Consider the following 15,405-nt stretch of genomic DNA (forward strand, 5'->3'; position numbering starts at 1 on the left):
ACCACTTCCGGATTCGGTACCGATTTCCAGCCGATCAGAAGTTGCCGCGGTGGGTGAGGGCGGTGGTGATCTGCGTCGCGGCCTCCTGGAGGTGCGGGAGGAACTCTTCGCAGAGCGACGTCGGGGTTGAGCGGGAGGCGTGTGCCGAGACGTTGAGCGCGGCGATGACGCGGCCGCGGGAGTTGTGAATCGGGGCCGCGATGGAGCGGAGGCCGAGTTCGAGTTCCTGGTCGACGAGGGCGTAACCGTCGACGCGGGCCTGGGCGATGCTGGCGCGAAGGTCGTCCGGGTCCGTGAGCGTGCGATCGGTGAGCGGTTCGGCCTGCAGGGTCTCGAGGTACGCCGTCAGGTCTTCGTCGGGCAGGGCGGAGAGGAGGACCCGGCCCATCGAGGTCGGGTACGCCGGGAGCCGGGCACCGACGCCGAGGGCGACTGTCATGATCCGGCTGGTCGGCACGCGGGCGACGTACACGATGTCTGGGAGGTCGAGGGTCGCGATCGAGCAGGACTCGCGGGTCTTGGCGCTCAGTTCCTCCATGAACGGGCCGGCGAGTTCGCCGAGATCCAGGGAGGAGAGGTAGGCCCAGCCGAGGGCGAGGACGCGCGGGGTGAGGGAGAAACGGCGGTTGTCGCTGCGTACGTAGCCGAGTTCCTCCAGCGTGAGCAGGATCCGGCGCGCTGTCGCGGGCGTGATGCCGACGGCGCGGGCCACCTCGCTGAGGGTGAGCGAGGGCGCTTCGGTGGAGAACGCGCGGATCACCGCGAGGCCTCGCTCCAGACCTTGCAGAAACGTGCCTGTAGACGCGTCACCCGGCATCGGCTAGCCTGCATTTCGTTGAAAGAAGAACTATTCGCTGAGCGAAATCCTAGCGGAGCTGCCGATGCCAGGTCCAGTCGAGCCTGATGCTGGGTTCGTACACACGTTCCTGCCCGGGCGGGTGGTGTTCGGGGCCGGCTCGCTCGACCGCGTCGCGACCGAGGTCGAGACGCTCGGGGTACGGCGGGCGCTCGTGGTGGCGACGAACTCCGCGCGGGCCGCGGCCGACCTGGTGGGACGCCAACTGGGTGACCGCGTCGCCGGCCGGATCGACGGCGTGGCGCAGCATGTCCCCACCGAGGTCGCCGAGAACGCGCGCGCCAAAGCACGCGAGACCGGCGCCGACGCGGTCATCGCCATCGGTGGCGGCTCCGCAATCGGCCTCGCCAAAGCGATCGCCCTCACCACCGAACGGGTTGTGGTTGTTGCTGTGCCCACGACCTATGCCGGGTCCGAGATGACGCCGGTGTGGGGCGAGACGACGGCGGGGCGTAAGAGCACTGGGACTGACATGCGTGTGCTGCCTCGGGTGGTGGTTTATGACCCGGTGTTGAGCCGTGGGCTGCCGTTGAAGGTGACGGCGGCGAGCGTGGCGAATGCGATCGCGCATTGTGTAGAGGCGGTCTGGACACCGAAGGCCGATCCGATCACGGAGCTGACCGCGGTGGAAGGACTGCGCGCGTTGAGCAACGGATTGCGGGACGTGTTGCCCGCCCCAGACGATCTAGATGCTCGAAGCAACCTTCTGTACGGCGCCTGCTTGGCAGGTTCGGCGTTGGCGACGGCCGGGACCGGCCTGCATCACAAGCTGTGCCATCTGCTGGGCGGCACCTACAACCTGCCGCACGCAGAAACACATGCGGCCTTACTTCCTCAGGTTGCCCGCGTCAACGCTTCCTCAGTCCCACAAGCGAAAACGCGGCTGGAAGCCGCCTTGGGAACAACAGACCTGGCAGGCGGATTGTTCGACCTGTTCCAGGCGGCGGGGGTGCCGACAAGTTTGCGGGAGCTGGGCTTGACCGAGGCGCAGGTCGCGGAAGCAGCCGCGGCGTTCAAGCCGACGGACAACCCGATTCCGGTGACGGAGGACCTGGTGCGGGAGGTCCTGACCCGCGCCTGGTCCGGTACGCGACCTTGATGAGCGAGGAGACCGGATGGACCTGCAAGGAGATGATCTGACCGCAGCCGTGGTGGCCAGCTTCGCGGACAGCCAGAGCGGACGCTACCGGGAGGTGATGAGCGCCCTCGTGCGCCACCTGCACGCGTTCGCGCGGGAGGTGGACCTCACCGAGGACGAGTACTTCACCGCGATCGATTTCCTGACCCGGACCGGTCAGATCTCGACCGGCACCCGACAGGAGTTCGTGCTGCTGGCCGACGTACTCGGGCTGTCGATGCTCACAGTCGGACTCGGGAACCGAAAGCCGCCCGAGGCCACGCAGTCCACTGTGTTCGGCCCGTTCTTCGTCGAGGGATCACCCGAGGTACAACTCGGTGGCGACATCTCGAACGGCGCCCCTGGACAGCCGTGCCTGGTGAGCGGGCGTGTCCTCAACACCAAGGGCGAACCGATCCCGCAGGCGCTCGTCGAGACCTGGCAGGCCGACGAGGACGGGTTCTACGACGTACAGAAGGAGCTCGACGGTCCGCAGAACCGCGCCCATCTGACGACCGATGCTGATGGCAACTATCGGTTCTGGGCGGTCAAGCCGGTCGCCTACCCGATCCCCGACGACGGCCCGGTCGGCGAGCTGCTCCGCGCGGGCGGTCGGGGCCCGATGCGCCCGGCGCATATCCACTTCATGGTCACGGCCCCTGGGTACAGCCGCCTGATCACCCATGTCTTCGCGGCAGGCGACGAACACCTCGACACCGACGCGGTGTTCGGCGTCAAGCAGTCGCTCATCGCCGACTTCGCCGTACACCCGGCCGGCGCCGAGGCTCCCGACGGCAGTACGCCGGACCAGCGCTACTACACCGTCGACTACGACCTGGTGCTCGCCACCACCGAGGAGGCCCAGCAATGATCACCACGGACGTTCTCATCGTCGGTAGCGGCCCGGCCGGCGGCGCCGCCTCCCTCTTCCTGTCCACGTACGGCGTCGACAACATCGTCCTGACCCGGTACGGCTGGACCGCCAACACGCCCCGCGCGCACATCACGAACCAGCGCACGATCGAGTTGATGCGCGACGTGGGCATCGAGGACCAGGTTGTCGACAAGGGCACCGCCCACGATCTGATGGGCCAGACCGCGTTCTGCACCAGCCTGGCCGGCGAGGAGATCGGCCGGATCCGCACGTGGGGCACGCATCCACGCCGCTTGGCCGACTACACGGAGGCCAGTCCCTGCCTGCCCATGGATCTCCCCCAGACGCTCTTCGAGCCGATCCTGGTCAGCACAGCTGCCAGCCGCGGCGCGCGGCTCAGGTTCAACACCGAGTACCTGTCGTTGGAGCAGGACGACGACGGCGTCACGGCCTCGGTGCGGGACCGGTTGAGCGACACGACGTACCAGATCCGCGCCAAGTATCTGATCGGCGCGGACGGCGGGCGGAGCAAGGTTGCCCAGGACATCGATCTGCCGATGGCCGGTGCGATGGACATCGAGGGTTCGATGAACATCGTGTTCGAGGCCGACCTGAGCCGGTACGTCGCGCATCGCCCGAGCGTTCTGTACTGGGTCCTGCAGCCCGGCGCCCAGATCGGCGGGATCGGCGCGGGCCTCGTCCGGATGGTCCGCCCGTGGAACGAGTGGCTGATCGTCTGGGGCTACGACATCAACCAGCCCGCCCCGGTGGTCGACGAGGCGATGGCGACCGAGATCGTGCACAACCTGGTCGGCGACGACACGATCGAGGTGAAGCTGAAGGGTACGTCGGTCTGGAGCGTCAACCACATGTACGCCGAGAAGATCTCGAAGGGCCGTGTCTTCTGTATGGGTGACGCGATCCACCGGCACCCGCCGAGCAACGGCCTCGGCTCGAATACCTCGGTCCAGGACGCGTACAACCTGGCCTGGAAACTCGCCCTGGTTCTCAAGGGTCAGGCCGCGCCCGAGTTGCTGCAGAGCTACGAGGCCGAGCGCGCCCCGATCGCGCGGCAGATCGTTGACCGCGCCAACAAGAGTCGCAACCAGTTCGGCCAGATCTTCCGGGCGCTCGGCATGACGCCGGACGCGCCGGCCGGGCGGACGATCGAGTCACGCAAGGACGACACGCCGACCGCCGCCGCGCAGCGCGAGGAACTGCGGAAGGCGATCGAGCTGAAGGACTACGAGTTCAACGCGCACGGTGTCGAGCTCGGGCAGCGCTACCGGTCGTCCGCGGTGGTCGACGACGGCACGCCCGAGCCGCCGTACGAGCGGGATCACGAGCTGTACTACCACCCGACAACGTGGCCCGGCGCCCGGATCCCGCACTGCTGGCTGACGCGCGGATCGGACACCGTGAGCACGCTGGACGTGGTCGGGAAGGGCCGGTTCACCCTGCTCACCGGCATCGGCGGCGATGCGTGGGTGAAGGCGGCGCAGTCCGTGTCCGAGCAACTCGGCGTACCGATCGAGCCGTTCGTGATCGGGCCGGGTCGTGAGCTCGACGACCTGTACGGCGACTGGGCGCGGGTGCGCGAGATCCCGGACGAGGGCTGTCTGCTCGTCCGGCCCGACGCGCACATCGCCTACCGCGTGTTCGACCAGCCCGACGATCCGACGGAATCGCTCCGCCGGGCGGTCGGTTCCTTGTTAGGCCGCTGAGGAGGCGGCGGCCTCGCGGAGGATGCGGTCGAGGATCGCCGAGATCTCCGCGGTCTCGGCGTCCAGCAAGGTGATCAGCGCGACCCGCGAGGTCTCCGACCGCGCCTCCAGAGCTGCCGCGCTCAACGCGCGCACGGTGCCCAGCTCGTGTATCAGTTCGTCCCACAGAGTGTTCATCAGCAAACCCCCATGTGTCCCGTCACCACATCCAGCGCGACGAGAAGCCTCACTTCTGTCTCACCGAGTACAACGGGCGCAAGCGGAGGAAGGTTACGGACTTGTCAACAATTCCCAGCTGTGGGCCGGCACGGGCGGGGTGTCCGCGAGCGGGAAGCGCAGCTCCTGGTCCGAGATGTTCAGCAGCAGGAGGACCGATTCCTCGCCGTCGGTGCTCCGCAGTACGAGCGACTCGTTGGTGAGGTGTTCGACGGTCGTCCGCGCCCGGGTCAGCCACGGATGACGACGCCGTACGCCGATGAGTTCCTGGTGCAGGCGGTACGTCGGCCGGCCGTACGGCGCCAGCTCGCCGGGCGACTCGGGGAACGCCGGACGGATGGCATCGTCCCCGCCGGCGCGATCCTCCTTGAGGCCACGGAACGCCTGCTCGTCGCCCGAGTAGACGCTCGGTACGCCGCCGACCGTGAACAGGATCGCCAGCGCGTGGCCGAGGTGGCGTTCGTCCTCGAGCCGGGTCGCGAGACGGGTCACGTCGTGGTTGCCGACGAACGTCTGCGGGACGAACGTGTCGAGCAGCGCGTTGTGCCGGCCGAGCGCGTAGGAGAGCTCGTAGAAGTTGCGATCGTTGAGCGAACTCCAGATCGCCTTCCAGAGCTCGTACTGCGTGACGGAATCGAGCCCGCTCTTCTCGACGTACGCGGCGTAGTCGCCGTGGATGACCTCACCGAAGTACCAGGTGTCGCGGTCCCGCGGCAGCACGTGGCGCCAGAACTCAGGCGGTACGGCGTACGCCACGTCGAGGCGCCACGCGTCGACACCGCGGTCGTTCCAGAACCGCACGACGTCGCCGACGTACTGCGCGACCTCCGGGTTGCTGTGGTCGAGCGCCACCAGCTGTTCATGGCCCTCAAAGGTGTCGAGGCCACCACGGCGGAACCACTCCGGACGGGCGAAGGAGCGGGCGACATGGTTGAAGACGCCGTCGAGGGCGACCCGCAGGCCGCGGGCGTGCGCCTGGGCGATCAGACGGTCGAAGTCGGCGGCGTCGCCGAGCCGCGGGTCGATCCGGAAGTGGTCGACGGTGTCGTAGCCGTGGGTTTCGGAGGCGAAGACGGGACCGAGCAGGAGCCCGTTGCAGCCCAGGTCGATCGCGTAGTCGAGCCAATTCTCCAACTGTGGCAGGCGATGCACGACCGTCGCCTGCGCTGTCGGCGAGGCCCCGGTGAAGCCGAGCGGGTAGATCTGCCACCAGATCGCGTGATCAGGCCACATGACGCCTCCTCAGTACCAGAGTAGGAAAGATCGCGATCAGGCAGCCGATCACGGTGTCGATCAGGCGGTACCCGATCGTCGAGAGTCCCGGCGTACGGCCGAGGTCCATCAGGAGAACGACGAGCGGGGTCATGACGGTGGCATAGGCCGCGTAGTTGCGTTCCTTGAGCAGCGGGCGCAGTCCGGCGAGGACGCTCACCACCGCCACGATCGCCCACGACGGCGGCACCCAGAGGACGAGTGCACCACCGATGAGTACGCCGGCGCACGTACCGAGACAGCGTTGCGTTGCCCGAAGCAACGATCCGCCCCGGCGCCGGACCACGATCACCACGGCGAGCGCGATCCAGTACCCCTTCTCTTGATGCCACAGCACGCCGATCACCTCGGCCACCGCAAGCGCAGGCACCAGGCATACGGCGTACCGCCATCCCTCGAAGCGATGCAGGTTCCCCCACCAACGTCGCCACAGCTGCCGGTACGTCGGTACGCCTCCGGCCGGGGCAGCCGGTGCCGAGAACGCGGCGGCCGCGAGCCCCAGCAGGATCGCCCACGCAACCCCGAGCGCAAACCACCGCGCAACCTCCCACGCTGCCCCACTCAACCCAGTCGCCATCACCAAGAACGTGATGAACCGCGCCGCCGAGTCAGCTGTCCACCGGCTGAACCCACCCACCACCGCCGCAACCGCAGCCAGCAACACGACCCCCGCCGCGCCAACCCACCCACGACCCCCGAGCCACGCCCCAGCCAGCGCACCCAGCGCCGCCACCGCCCCGCCACCCACAACACGACCTTGAGCACCCACCAACCATGAAAACGGTCTGCGGATGGTTGGTGGGTGCACAAAGTTGACTGCCATCGCGCCGAGGGCTGCGGAGGAGGCGTGCGCGAGGTGGCCGGTGGTTACGCCGTAGGTGATCGGTCCGGCCATCGCTAGGGCCGCGATGGCCAGCTGGGCCGGGACCACGGGCGTGTCCCGGGACCAGTGAATGACTTGCACGCTCATAGTAAGCTTAGCTTAGCATTCTCAAGCGAAGCAGGTCGAAGGATAGTAAATGGAAGCTTACGAAACAGCCGTTGCGCTCAGGAGGGCTAGCACCCGGTTGGCGTTGCGACTGCGTGCCGAGCGCACCGGACTAGGCAGCACCGGGGTCGCAGTGCTTGGGCAGTTGCATCGACGCGGGGCGCTGACGGCGAGCGAGATCGCCGCGGCCGAGCGGGTGCAGCCGCAGTCGTTGACGCGGGTCCTGGCGAGTCTCGAGGAGCAGCAGCTCATCTCGCGGCAGCAGGACACGCACGACCGGCGCCGGCACACGATCGAGCTCACCGATCGCGGGCGGCAGCTGCTCAAGGAACACATGAAGAGCTCGGATGACTGGCTCGCCGAAGCGATCGACGAGCGCCTCAATCCCACCGAGCGCGCAGTACTCCAACTGGCGGCGGGGATCCTCGATCAGCTGCTCGACGGCTGACCGAACGTGTGCCGGCGGATCCAGGCGTGCATCGCGATCGCGGCCGCCGCGCTGGCGTTGATCGAGCGGGTCGAGCCGAACTGAGCGATGGAGAGCACGGCCGTGCAGATCTGGTGCGCGTCGTCGGTGAGCCCGGGACCCTCCTGACCGAACAGGAGGACGCACTCCCGGGGCACGTCGTAGGTCTCCAGCGGCACCGCGCCCGGCAGGTTGTCGATGCCGATCACGGGCAGCGAACGCTCGGCGGCGTACGTCGCGAGGTCGGACAGCGCCGGCTGGTGGCGGACGTGCTGGTAGCGGTCGGTGACCATCGCGCCGCGGCGGTTCCACTTCCGGTTGCCGACGATGTGGACCTCCGACGCGAGGAACGCGTTCGCGGTCCGGACGACCGAGCCGATGTTCAGGTCGTGCTGCCAGTTCTCGATCGCGACGTGGAACGGGTTCCGCTGCTGGTCCAGGTCCTCGACGATCGCCTCGAGCTTCCAGTACCGGTACTTGTCCACGACATTGCGTCGGTCCCCGGCCGTCAGCAGCTCCGGATCCAGCCGCGGGTCGTCCGGCCAGTCGCCCTCCCAGGGCCCGACCCCGACCTCGCTCGGGCCCACCATGTCCGCTCCCCGTACGTCGCCGATCAGCTCATGCACAGGTTGGGACGCTACCCTGTCCGCGTGCTTCCTCTTGTCGCGATGCTGATGCCCAACTGGATGGACCCGGAGTACCTCCTGCATTGGATGGGTAACTGGGCCCTCTGGGGCACGCTGCTGGTGGTGTTCATCGAGTGCGGGGTGCTGTTCCCGATCCTGCCCGGTGACTCACTGCTGTTCGCCGTCGGCCTGTTCATCGCGCAAGGAACCATCGACGTACCGCTCTGGCTGGCCTGTGTGCTGCTGACCATCGCCGCGTTCCTCGGCAACGTCTCCGGCTACTACATCGGCCGCGCCCTGGGTACGTCGTTGTTCCGCAATCCGAACGCCCGGTTCCTGAAACCGAAGTACATCGAGCAAACGCATGAATTCTTCGAGCGGTACGGTCCGCGCGCCCTGGTGATGGCGCGCTTCGTGCCGATCGTCCGGACGTTCATCACGATCGTGGCCGGCGCCGGGAAGATGGACCCGAAGAAGTTCTTCCTCTGGACCGGGGTCGGCGCGGTGATCTGGGCGCCGGGCATCACGCTGCTCGGCCACGCGCTCGGCAACGTCGAGTTCATCCACAAGAACCTCGAGGCCGCGCTGGTTCTGCTGGTGTTCATCTCGCTGATCCCGATGGTCGTCGAGTACGTCCTGGCCCGCCGCCGGAACCGCAACAAGAAGTCCGGCGACGCCCCGAAGCACGCCGCACCGAAGCACCCGGTGAGCAACGGTCAGTGACCGAAAGGAAAATGCGGCTCCGACCAGACCCAGTCGGTGCTGAGTAGCGACAGGTCGGCGGCCTCGACCGGTCCGGTCGGCAGCGGTCCGACCACCTGACCGGAGCCGAGTGAACAAGCCACCCGGATCCGGTCTGCCGCCTGGTACCAGACCAGCGCCCCCCGTGGCGCCGCCCCTTCACGGAGCAGGGCGTGGTGGTCGAGCCACCGAACCGCGTCGGCTGCGTCGTGCCAGCCGCTGTCGTGCGCATAACCGAAAGCCATCCGCTGGAACTTCAGCGGCCAATCCAGCCAGGCCGCCGATCCGACGCGCTCCAACTGCCAATTGAGCGCCGCCTCGGTGTCCCGCGGGTTTGCCACCCGCGGGACGTTCCGGCCTTCCACGACTACGTCCCCCCAGGCCATAGGTCCTCCCCGATCCCCCGTCCTCGGCCTACGTGCCGTGGCATGGTCTGAATGTTGCCGGGCCCGAATACACCCGCCGTACATTGCGGCGTCAGCCGGCCGCAGCCCCTGCTTCGAACCCCGCGAGCATGCGGCGGCAGTCGGCTGCCGCTCCGTCGTTCCCGGCCTGCTGCCACACGCGTGCAGCGCGTTCGAGGGTACGGCGGGCGTTGTCGAGGCTGCCCGTGGAAAGGTAGAGCTCGCCGAGGTGCTGCGCCGCCTCGCCCTCGACGCTGCGATCGCCCAGCCGGTGACCGATGTCGATCGCGTCCAGCAGGATCTTGCGCGCCGCGGCCACCTCACCGCGCTCCATCAGCGCCTGCCCGAGCAGCGCCCGGGTGTACGCCGCACAGTGGTCGTCACCCATCCCGTCGAAGATCGCCAGCGCCTTCCGCAACTGCCGGACCGCCTCGTCGTGCCGCCCTTGATGGACGCGGAGGTCCGCGATCCGCCGGCGTACCTTCGCTTCCCGGTGGGCGTCGGCCCGCCGTACGGCGATCAGGAACGCCTGGGCCAGCAGCCGCCGGGCGGTGACCAGGTCGCCGCGGAACATGTAGACGTTCGCGGCCGCGGTCCGGGCCAGGGCCTCGGCGTTGGCGTTCCCGTCCTCGACGAACGCCTCGATCGCCTTCTCGTACTGCTCCAGGCCTTTGTCACGCTCGCCGCGTTCCCGCAGCCAGGTGCCGAGCCCGACGGCGGCAACACCTTCACCGAGCCGGTCGCCGACCTCCGCGAACGCCTGCGCGGCCGCGTCGAAGTGCCGGCGCGCGGTCTCCCAGTCGTCTTGGTAGACGGCGAGCTGGCCGAGGTTCCGGTGCATGATCGCCTCGCCGCGCCGGTCGCCGCACGCGATCGCACTGACCAGTCCCTGCTGGTGCGAGCCGTTCCAGTCGTCGAACCCGGCCCGCAGGTCGAGGTACGGCCCCCACGCCGCCGCGATCCGCCACGCGTGCTCGTGCAGCCCGTTCTGCGCCGCGGCGCGGATGGCCGGCACGAACGTGCTGCGCTCACTGTCGAACCACGCGATCGCGTCGGTCTCGGTGAACGGCGACGGGTCCGGCGCCGTCAACGGCCCGGTGTGCTCCAGTACGCCGAAGTACTCGAAGGACAGCCCGTTGTTGGCGCGCCGGATCTTGTGCAGGATCGCGTCGACCACGGCCTCGACGTCGCGGACCGCCTGCGCCTTCTGCTCGTCGTCGCCGACGCCGAGCGCGTGCAGCCGCAGGAGGTCGTGGACGCGGTAGCGCGCCGTACCGCGCTGGTCGACCGAGCTGATCCGGACCAGGTTGACCTCGATCAGCCGATCCAGGCTGCGTCGTACGGCGGCCGGCGACGCGACTGCCTCGAGCGCACGCGCGGAGAACACACCCACCGCGAAGTGACCGATCAGCCGGTACAGCCGGGCTTCCTCAGGGCTCAGCGCGCCGTAGCTCAGGTCCGCGCTGGACCGTACGGCGAGCTCGCCGATGCTCAGCTCGTCCAGCCGCGACGTCTCGTCCCGCAACCGCCGCGCCAGCTCACGTGCACTCAGATCGGGCCGCTGCGCCAGCCGACTGCCGACGATCCGGATCGCCAGGGGCAGGTTCGCGCAGGCCGCCAGGATCTCCTCGGCCTCGGGCGAGGACGGGTCGATCCGGCCGGCTCCTGCGACCGAGGACAGCAAGAGAGCTGCCTCGCGGTCGTCGAACGTGTCGAGCGGCGTACTGTCCGCACCTGCCAGGTCCATGAGCCGGTTACGACTGGTCACAACCACGGCCGACGCACCGGTGCCGGGCATCAGCGGAGTCACCTGACTTGCGGTGGCCACGTCGTCGAGGATGATCAGCACACGGCGGCTGGCCAGCTCGGAACGCAGCATCGCAGACCGCCGCTCAGGGTCGGTCGGGATCGCGTAGTCGGGCAGGTTCAGGCTGAGCAGCAGATCGGTCAGCGCGGCGGCCGGGTCGCGTGGGTGCGTCGCGCCGTGCATGTCCAGGTAGATCTGGCCGTCCGGGAAGTACTCCCGCACCAGGTGCCCGAGCCGTACAGCCAGCGAAGTCTTCCCTGTCCCCGGCGCACCGGAGATCACGGCGATCGGCGGCCGCACCGGGTCGCGGCCGCAGACCAGGTCGCGCAGCTCGTCCAGGAGCTCCAGCCGGCCGCTGAAGTCGGCCAGGTCGAGCGGAAGCTGGCTCGGCGGCCGCAGCGGATCGGTCAGCTCGGGCGCGGCCATCGGTCCGGGTTGTGCGGCCGGTCCCGGGCGGTCCGCCGTACGGTCCGCTGGGATGCCCGGGTTGGGCCAGTTGGCCGAGCGGCCGTTCTCGGCGCGGGCGCCGGCGGCCTCCAGTTCCGGACCGGGCTTGATGTCCAGCTCGTCGGCGAGCGTCTGCACTGCCTTCGCGTACGCCGCTCTCGCCTCACCCACTCGCCCCGCGGCAACCAGTGCGTCGACGAGCCGCCGCCAGAGCTGCTCGTCGTACGGGTCGTCGGTGAGGCGTGCACTCAGCAGTACGGCGGCGCCACTCGCGTCGCCGTACTCGAGCCGCAGGTCCAGCAGGTTGTCGACGAGCCCGCGGTGCTGCGCCTCGAGGCGGGAGATCGAGCCCTCCCACGCCGCGGGCATCGGCAGGTCTTCGAGCGGGCGGCCGCGCCAGAGCGAGTACGCGCGGGACAGCACCTGCATCGCTTGCCGGCCGTCGCCCTGGTCGCGGAGGTGGCCGCCCTCGGCGAGCAGCGACTCGAACAGGCTGGCGTCGAGCTCGTCGACACCGACCTCGATGCTGTAGCCGGCGGCCGAGGTGTCGATCGGCGCGGGCAGCCCGGCGTCCTGCAGCACGCCGCGGAGCGCCCGGACGTACGTCCTGATGTTCGCGGTCGCGGACCGCGGCGGGGTGTTCTCCCAGAGCGCGTCCGCGATCAGGTCGGTCGAGACGAACCGGTTCGGGTGCAGGAGCAGCGTGGCGAGCAGCTGGCGCGGTTTGGCGGCCTTGAGCGGCTGGCCCGGGACGTGAACGAGCCGCAGAGGTCCGAGGATCCCGTACCTCAGACTGTCCACTCGTCCGACCTCTCCACTCTTGAACCGACCTATCGTGACATCCGGCTGTACGCGGCGTCTGCACCTGCCGTGAGGGCGATGTACGCCGGATGTATCTCAGTCCGGCACTGTAGTCACAGGTACCGGGGGGAGGGCAGGCCCGGAGGTGGCGACTTGACCGCCGTCACACCGGGCCTGGCACTGGGAGAGAGTCCGGGATCGGGGGTCCTGGACTACGGGGAACCGGTGCCTACTGGCCACCGGTGAATGGCGGCTGTCCGTCCTGTGGCGCGGGGGAACCCGCAGGCGGCCCGCCCACCGGTGGCTCTCCCTGGTACTGCCCCGGAGCGGGGTACTGGCCAGGCTGGCCCTGGTACGGCGGCTGCTGCGCGGGCTGCTGCTGGTAACCGCCCGGAATCTGCTGCTGCGGCGGGTAGTTGCCCTGGTCCCCCGGCATCTGCGGGTGGATCTGGCCCGACGACGGCGCACCCGGCTGCATCTGCGGCGGCGCCTGCTCACCCGCGACCGAGCCGATCGTGCCGAACGAGACCTGCGGCACCGCACGGACCTGCTCGTCCTTGACCTCGAAGTAGCCGGCCTTCTCGAACTTGAAGCCGCCCGCGATCAGGTTCGACGGGAACGCCTCGATCCGGGTGTTGTAGTCGCCGACGTTCGCGTTGTAGAACCGGCGGCCGGCCGCGATCCGGTCCTCGGTGTCGGTCAGCTCGCGCTGCAGACCGAGGAAGTTCTGGTTCGACTGCAGCTGCGGGTACTGCTCGACCGAGATCATCATCTGACGCAGCGCGCCGGACAGCTGACCCTCCGCGGCGGCCCGCTGCTCCGGGTTGGAGCCCTGCACGTTCACCGCCTGGGTGCGCAGCCGGGCGACCTCCTCGAACACGTGCCGCTCGTGCGCGGCGTAGGCGCGCACGGTCTCGACCAGGTTCGGGATCAGGTCGTACCGGCGGTGCAGCTCGACGTCGATCTGCCGCCACGACTCCTGGATCAGGTTCCGCTGCTTGACGAACCGGTTGTACGACGTGATCAGCATGATCGCCAGAATGACGATCACCGCGACCACGATGATGACCCAAACCATGACGAGCTCCCGAGAGTTGGCAGTGCTGGGAGCGACTCTACGGGTACCCGGGTCCGCCCGGAGGGGGCTGCTGACCGCGGGGGTCGACGCCTGCGTAGTCGCGCCAGACGTACGGCGGGACGTTCAGCGCGACCTGTTCGAGCAGCCCGAGGCGGTTCAGTACCTCGTTCGGGTTGTGCGCGCCGCTGTCCCAGCCGACCAGCGAATTTCCCTCGAAGCGCCAGCCGATCTCGCCGCGGGCGAGCAGCATCTCCATCATCCGCGGCGTCACCACCGCGTGCCCGAACCGCTCGTCGTCGGCCTTGACCCGGAACGCGCGGTTGAACTGCTCGCTCTCGAACTGGATGTCCCGGAAACCGAGCGCGTTGGCCACCGCGCCGCCGAAGATTCCCTCGTGCGTCACCTCGAGATGCGGCAGCGCGCCCGGCAGTTGCAGCACGACGACACCGAAGTTGTGGGTGGTGGTCCGTCGCTGACCTTTTCCGTTCGTGGTGTGGGTCTGGTAGCTGTAGTCGAAGGCAACCATCTGGTGGCCGTTGTACGGCCCCGACAGCACGTTCTTCGCGCGCCGGTTGTCGCCGGTGCGGAACGGCGTACCGGCCCATTGACCGGCGAGCGAGTTGTTGGCCTGCACGTACGACCAGCCGTACTGGGCGGCGAGAGCGGCGAACATCTCTCGGCGCTTCTTCGCCCGGTAGTAGCTGAAGTAGGCGAGGCCGACGCCGACGACGATCGCCAGCACAAGGAACAGAACGCTGCTGTCCTGCATCAGAGCCCCAGGTCCTCGAGACCGAACACGGTCCGGTACTCCAGGCCTTCCGCCTCCACCCGCTCCTGCGCCCCGGTCGCCCGGTCCACGATCACCGCGACCGCAACCACCTCGGCCCCCGCCTCGCGCAACGCCTCGACCGCCGTGAGCACCGATCCCCCGGTCGTCGAGGTGTCCTCGACCGCGAGCACCCGGCGGCCCTTTACGTCCGGTCCCTCGATCCGCCGCTGCAGACCGTGCGTCTTCTCGGCCTTCCGTACGACGAACGCGTCGAGCGTCCGCCCCTCCTGGGCCGCCGCGTGCAGCATCGACATCGCGACCGGGTCCGCGCCGAGCGTCAGTCCGCCGACAGCGTCGTACTCCAGGTCCTTGGTGAGCTCCAGCATCGCCGGGCCGATCAGCGGCGCCGCGGCCGCATCGAGCGTGATCCTGCGCAGGTCGACGTAATAGTCGGCTTCCTTCCCCGACGCCAGCGTCACCCGGCCATGCACGATCGCCTTGCTCTTGACCTGCTCCAGCAGTCCGTCCCGGTCGTAGCTCATGAGCCTTGAGCTTAGATCACGGGCGGGGCCTTACTTCTTGCTGACCTTGACCAATTGCCCGAAGGCGACGGAGCGGTCCGGGGAGTGGAAGAGGTCTTGGCAGGTGGTCAGGGTGATGATCGAGTGGGTGGGCGTCTGGCTCTTGCCGGGGACCGGGTCCAGGACCCAGGTGTCGGTCGGCTTGACGGTCAGGTCGCGGGGCGAGCCGTCCAGCTCGTACGTGTAGACGGCCTCCGCGGTCTCGACGACGACCTGGTCGCCTTTCTGCAGTTCGAGCAGCTTGCGGAACGGGGAGCCGTGGGTGACGCGGTGCCCGGCGATCGCGAAGTTCCCCGGCTGTCCGGGCAGCTGGGTCTGCGGGTAGTGCCCGATCCCGCGGGCCAGGTCGTCGGCGTCGACGCCCTCCACCACCGGCTTCTCCCAGTCCGCGCCGAATTTCGGGATGCGGATCAGCACGAACGGCTTGCCCGTCGACGGCTTCACCGCCGCGGGCGTCTTCCACTCGTCCCGGAGCGCGCTCTCGGCCTTGTCCATCTGCTGGTTCGAGACCACGCCGGTTCCGAAGTACTGCCATCCGACCCACCCGAGCATCCCGACCCCGACCACGAGGAACACGATCCCCGCTCCCCTGACTACTCCCCGCATGCACCCAGGGTATGTCGCGGTATGCAGTTGAC

16 protein-coding genes are annotated in these 15,405 nt (G+C 68.7%); 5 read left to right on the plus strand and 11 right to left on the minus strand.

Annotated elements, in window-relative coordinates:
* Window positions 1–34: 34 nt before the first annotated feature.
* Window positions 35–817 (minus strand): IclR family transcriptional regulator domain-containing protein, encoded by a 783-nt coding sequence (locus OHB24_RS08975; protein WP_327638488.1) that lies wholly within the window; start codon window positions 815–817, stop codon window positions 35–37.
* A 64-nt stretch (window positions 818–881) separates the two neighbouring features.
* Between OHB24_RS08975 and OHB24_RS08980 the strand changes: the two genes are divergently transcribed.
* From OHB24_RS08980 to OHB24_RS08990, 3 genes are read left to right on the plus strand one after another with little or no spacing between them, the layout of a single operon-like run.
* Window positions 882–1,955, plus strand: a complete 1,074-nt coding sequence (locus tag OHB24_RS08980) for a maleylacetate reductase (RefSeq protein ID WP_327638489.1) — start codon at window positions 882–884, stop codon at window positions 1,953–1,955.
* A 16-nt stretch (window positions 1,956–1,971) separates the two neighbouring features.
* On the plus strand, window positions 1,972–2,844 hold the full coding sequence (locus OHB24_RS08985; protein ID WP_327638490.1) for an intradiol ring-cleavage dioxygenase: 873 nt from the start codon (window positions 1,972–1,974) through the stop codon (window positions 2,842–2,844).
* Window positions 2,841–4,571, plus strand: coding sequence for an FAD-dependent monooxygenase (locus OHB24_RS08990; protein WP_327638491.1), 1,731 nt, complete (start codon window positions 2,841–2,843; stop codon window positions 4,569–4,571). The genes OHB24_RS08985 and OHB24_RS08990 overlap by 4 nt, the downstream gene beginning before the upstream one ends.
* On the opposite strand, the gene OHB24_RS08995 is transcribed toward OHB24_RS08990, so the two are convergent.
* The 3 genes from OHB24_RS08995 to OHB24_RS09005 form a co-directional block, all read right to left on the minus strand.
* The gene (locus OHB24_RS08995; RefSeq protein ID WP_131336007.1) at window positions 4,560–4,748 is read right to left on the minus strand and encodes a hypothetical protein; all 189 of its coding nucleotides are present in this window, start codon (window positions 4,746–4,748) and stop codon (window positions 4,560–4,562) included. The genes OHB24_RS08990 and OHB24_RS08995 overlap by 12 nt on opposite strands.
* 93 nt (window positions 4,749–4,841) lie before the next feature.
* Window positions 4,842–6,020 (minus strand): alpha-amylase family protein, encoded by a 1,179-nt coding sequence (locus tag OHB24_RS09000; RefSeq protein ID WP_327638492.1) that lies wholly within the window; start codon window positions 6,018–6,020, stop codon window positions 4,842–4,844.
* Window positions 6,010–7,029 carry an FUSC family protein gene (locus OHB24_RS09005; protein WP_327638493.1) on the minus strand — a complete coding sequence of 340 codons (1,020 nt, stop codon included), beginning with the start codon at window positions 7,027–7,029 and terminating at the stop codon, window positions 6,010–6,012. Before OHB24_RS09005 ends, OHB24_RS09000 begins: the two co-directional genes overlap by 11 nt.
* A gap of 49 nt (window positions 7,030–7,078) precedes the next feature.
* Between OHB24_RS09005 and OHB24_RS09010 the strand changes: the two genes are divergently transcribed.
* A complete protein-coding gene (locus tag OHB24_RS09010) occupies window positions 7,079–7,495 on the plus strand; it encodes a MarR family winged helix-turn-helix transcriptional regulator (protein ID WP_327638494.1) in 417 nt (138 codons plus the stop codon).
* Here OHB24_RS09010 and OHB24_RS09015 read toward each other — a convergent pair.
* Entirely contained in the window at window positions 7,477–8,103 is a 627-nt protein-coding gene (locus OHB24_RS09015) for a TrmH family RNA methyltransferase (protein WP_327641035.1), read from the minus strand. The genes OHB24_RS09010 and OHB24_RS09015 overlap by 19 nt on opposite strands.
* 60 nt (window positions 8,104–8,163) lie before the next feature.
* Here OHB24_RS09015 and OHB24_RS09020 point away from each other — a divergent pair, with 60 nt between their 5' ends.
* A complete protein-coding gene (locus OHB24_RS09020) occupies window positions 8,164–8,862 on the plus strand; it encodes a DedA family protein (protein WP_327638495.1) in 699 nt (232 codons plus the stop codon).
* Here the strand turns inward: OHB24_RS09020 and OHB24_RS09025 are convergent.
* The 6 genes from OHB24_RS09025 to OHB24_RS09050 form a co-directional block, all read right to left on the minus strand.
* Window positions 8,856–9,266, minus strand: a complete 411-nt coding sequence (locus OHB24_RS09025) for a hypothetical protein (RefSeq protein WP_327638496.1) — start codon at window positions 9,264–9,266, stop codon at window positions 8,856–8,858. The two genes, OHB24_RS09020 and OHB24_RS09025, sit on opposite strands and share 7 nt — an antisense overlap.
* A gap of 91 nt (window positions 9,267–9,357) precedes the next feature.
* Window positions 9,358–12,339: an AfsR/SARP family transcriptional regulator gene (locus OHB24_RS09030; RefSeq protein ID WP_327638497.1), complete on the minus strand. Its 2,982-nt coding sequence runs from the start codon at window positions 12,337–12,339 to the stop codon at window positions 9,358–9,360.
* A 229-nt stretch (window positions 12,340–12,568) separates the two neighbouring features.
* Entirely contained in the window at window positions 12,569–13,417 is an 849-nt protein-coding gene (locus OHB24_RS09035) for a LemA family protein (RefSeq protein WP_327638498.1), read from the minus strand.
* Between the two features lie 37 nt (window positions 13,418–13,454).
* Window positions 13,455–14,186 (minus strand): DUF3137 domain-containing protein, encoded by a 732-nt coding sequence (locus OHB24_RS09040; protein WP_327638499.1) that lies wholly within the window; start codon window positions 14,184–14,186, stop codon window positions 13,455–13,457.
* Window positions 14,186–14,728, minus strand: a complete 543-nt coding sequence (pyrE, locus tag OHB24_RS09045) for an orotate phosphoribosyltransferase (RefSeq protein ID WP_327638500.1) — start codon at window positions 14,726–14,728, stop codon at window positions 14,186–14,188. The genes OHB24_RS09040 and pyrE overlap by 1 nt, the downstream gene beginning before the upstream one ends.
* Window positions 14,729–14,758: 30 nt before the next feature.
* A complete protein-coding gene (locus OHB24_RS09050) occupies window positions 14,759–15,373 on the minus strand; it encodes a class E sortase (RefSeq protein WP_327638501.1) in 615 nt (204 codons plus the stop codon).
* Between the last annotated feature and the right edge of the window lie 32 nt (window positions 15,374–15,405).

The organism is Kribbella sp. NBC_00482, from assembly GCF_036013725.1.
Lineage (GTDB): Bacteria > Actinomycetota > Actinomycetes > Propionibacteriales > Kribbellaceae > Kribbella.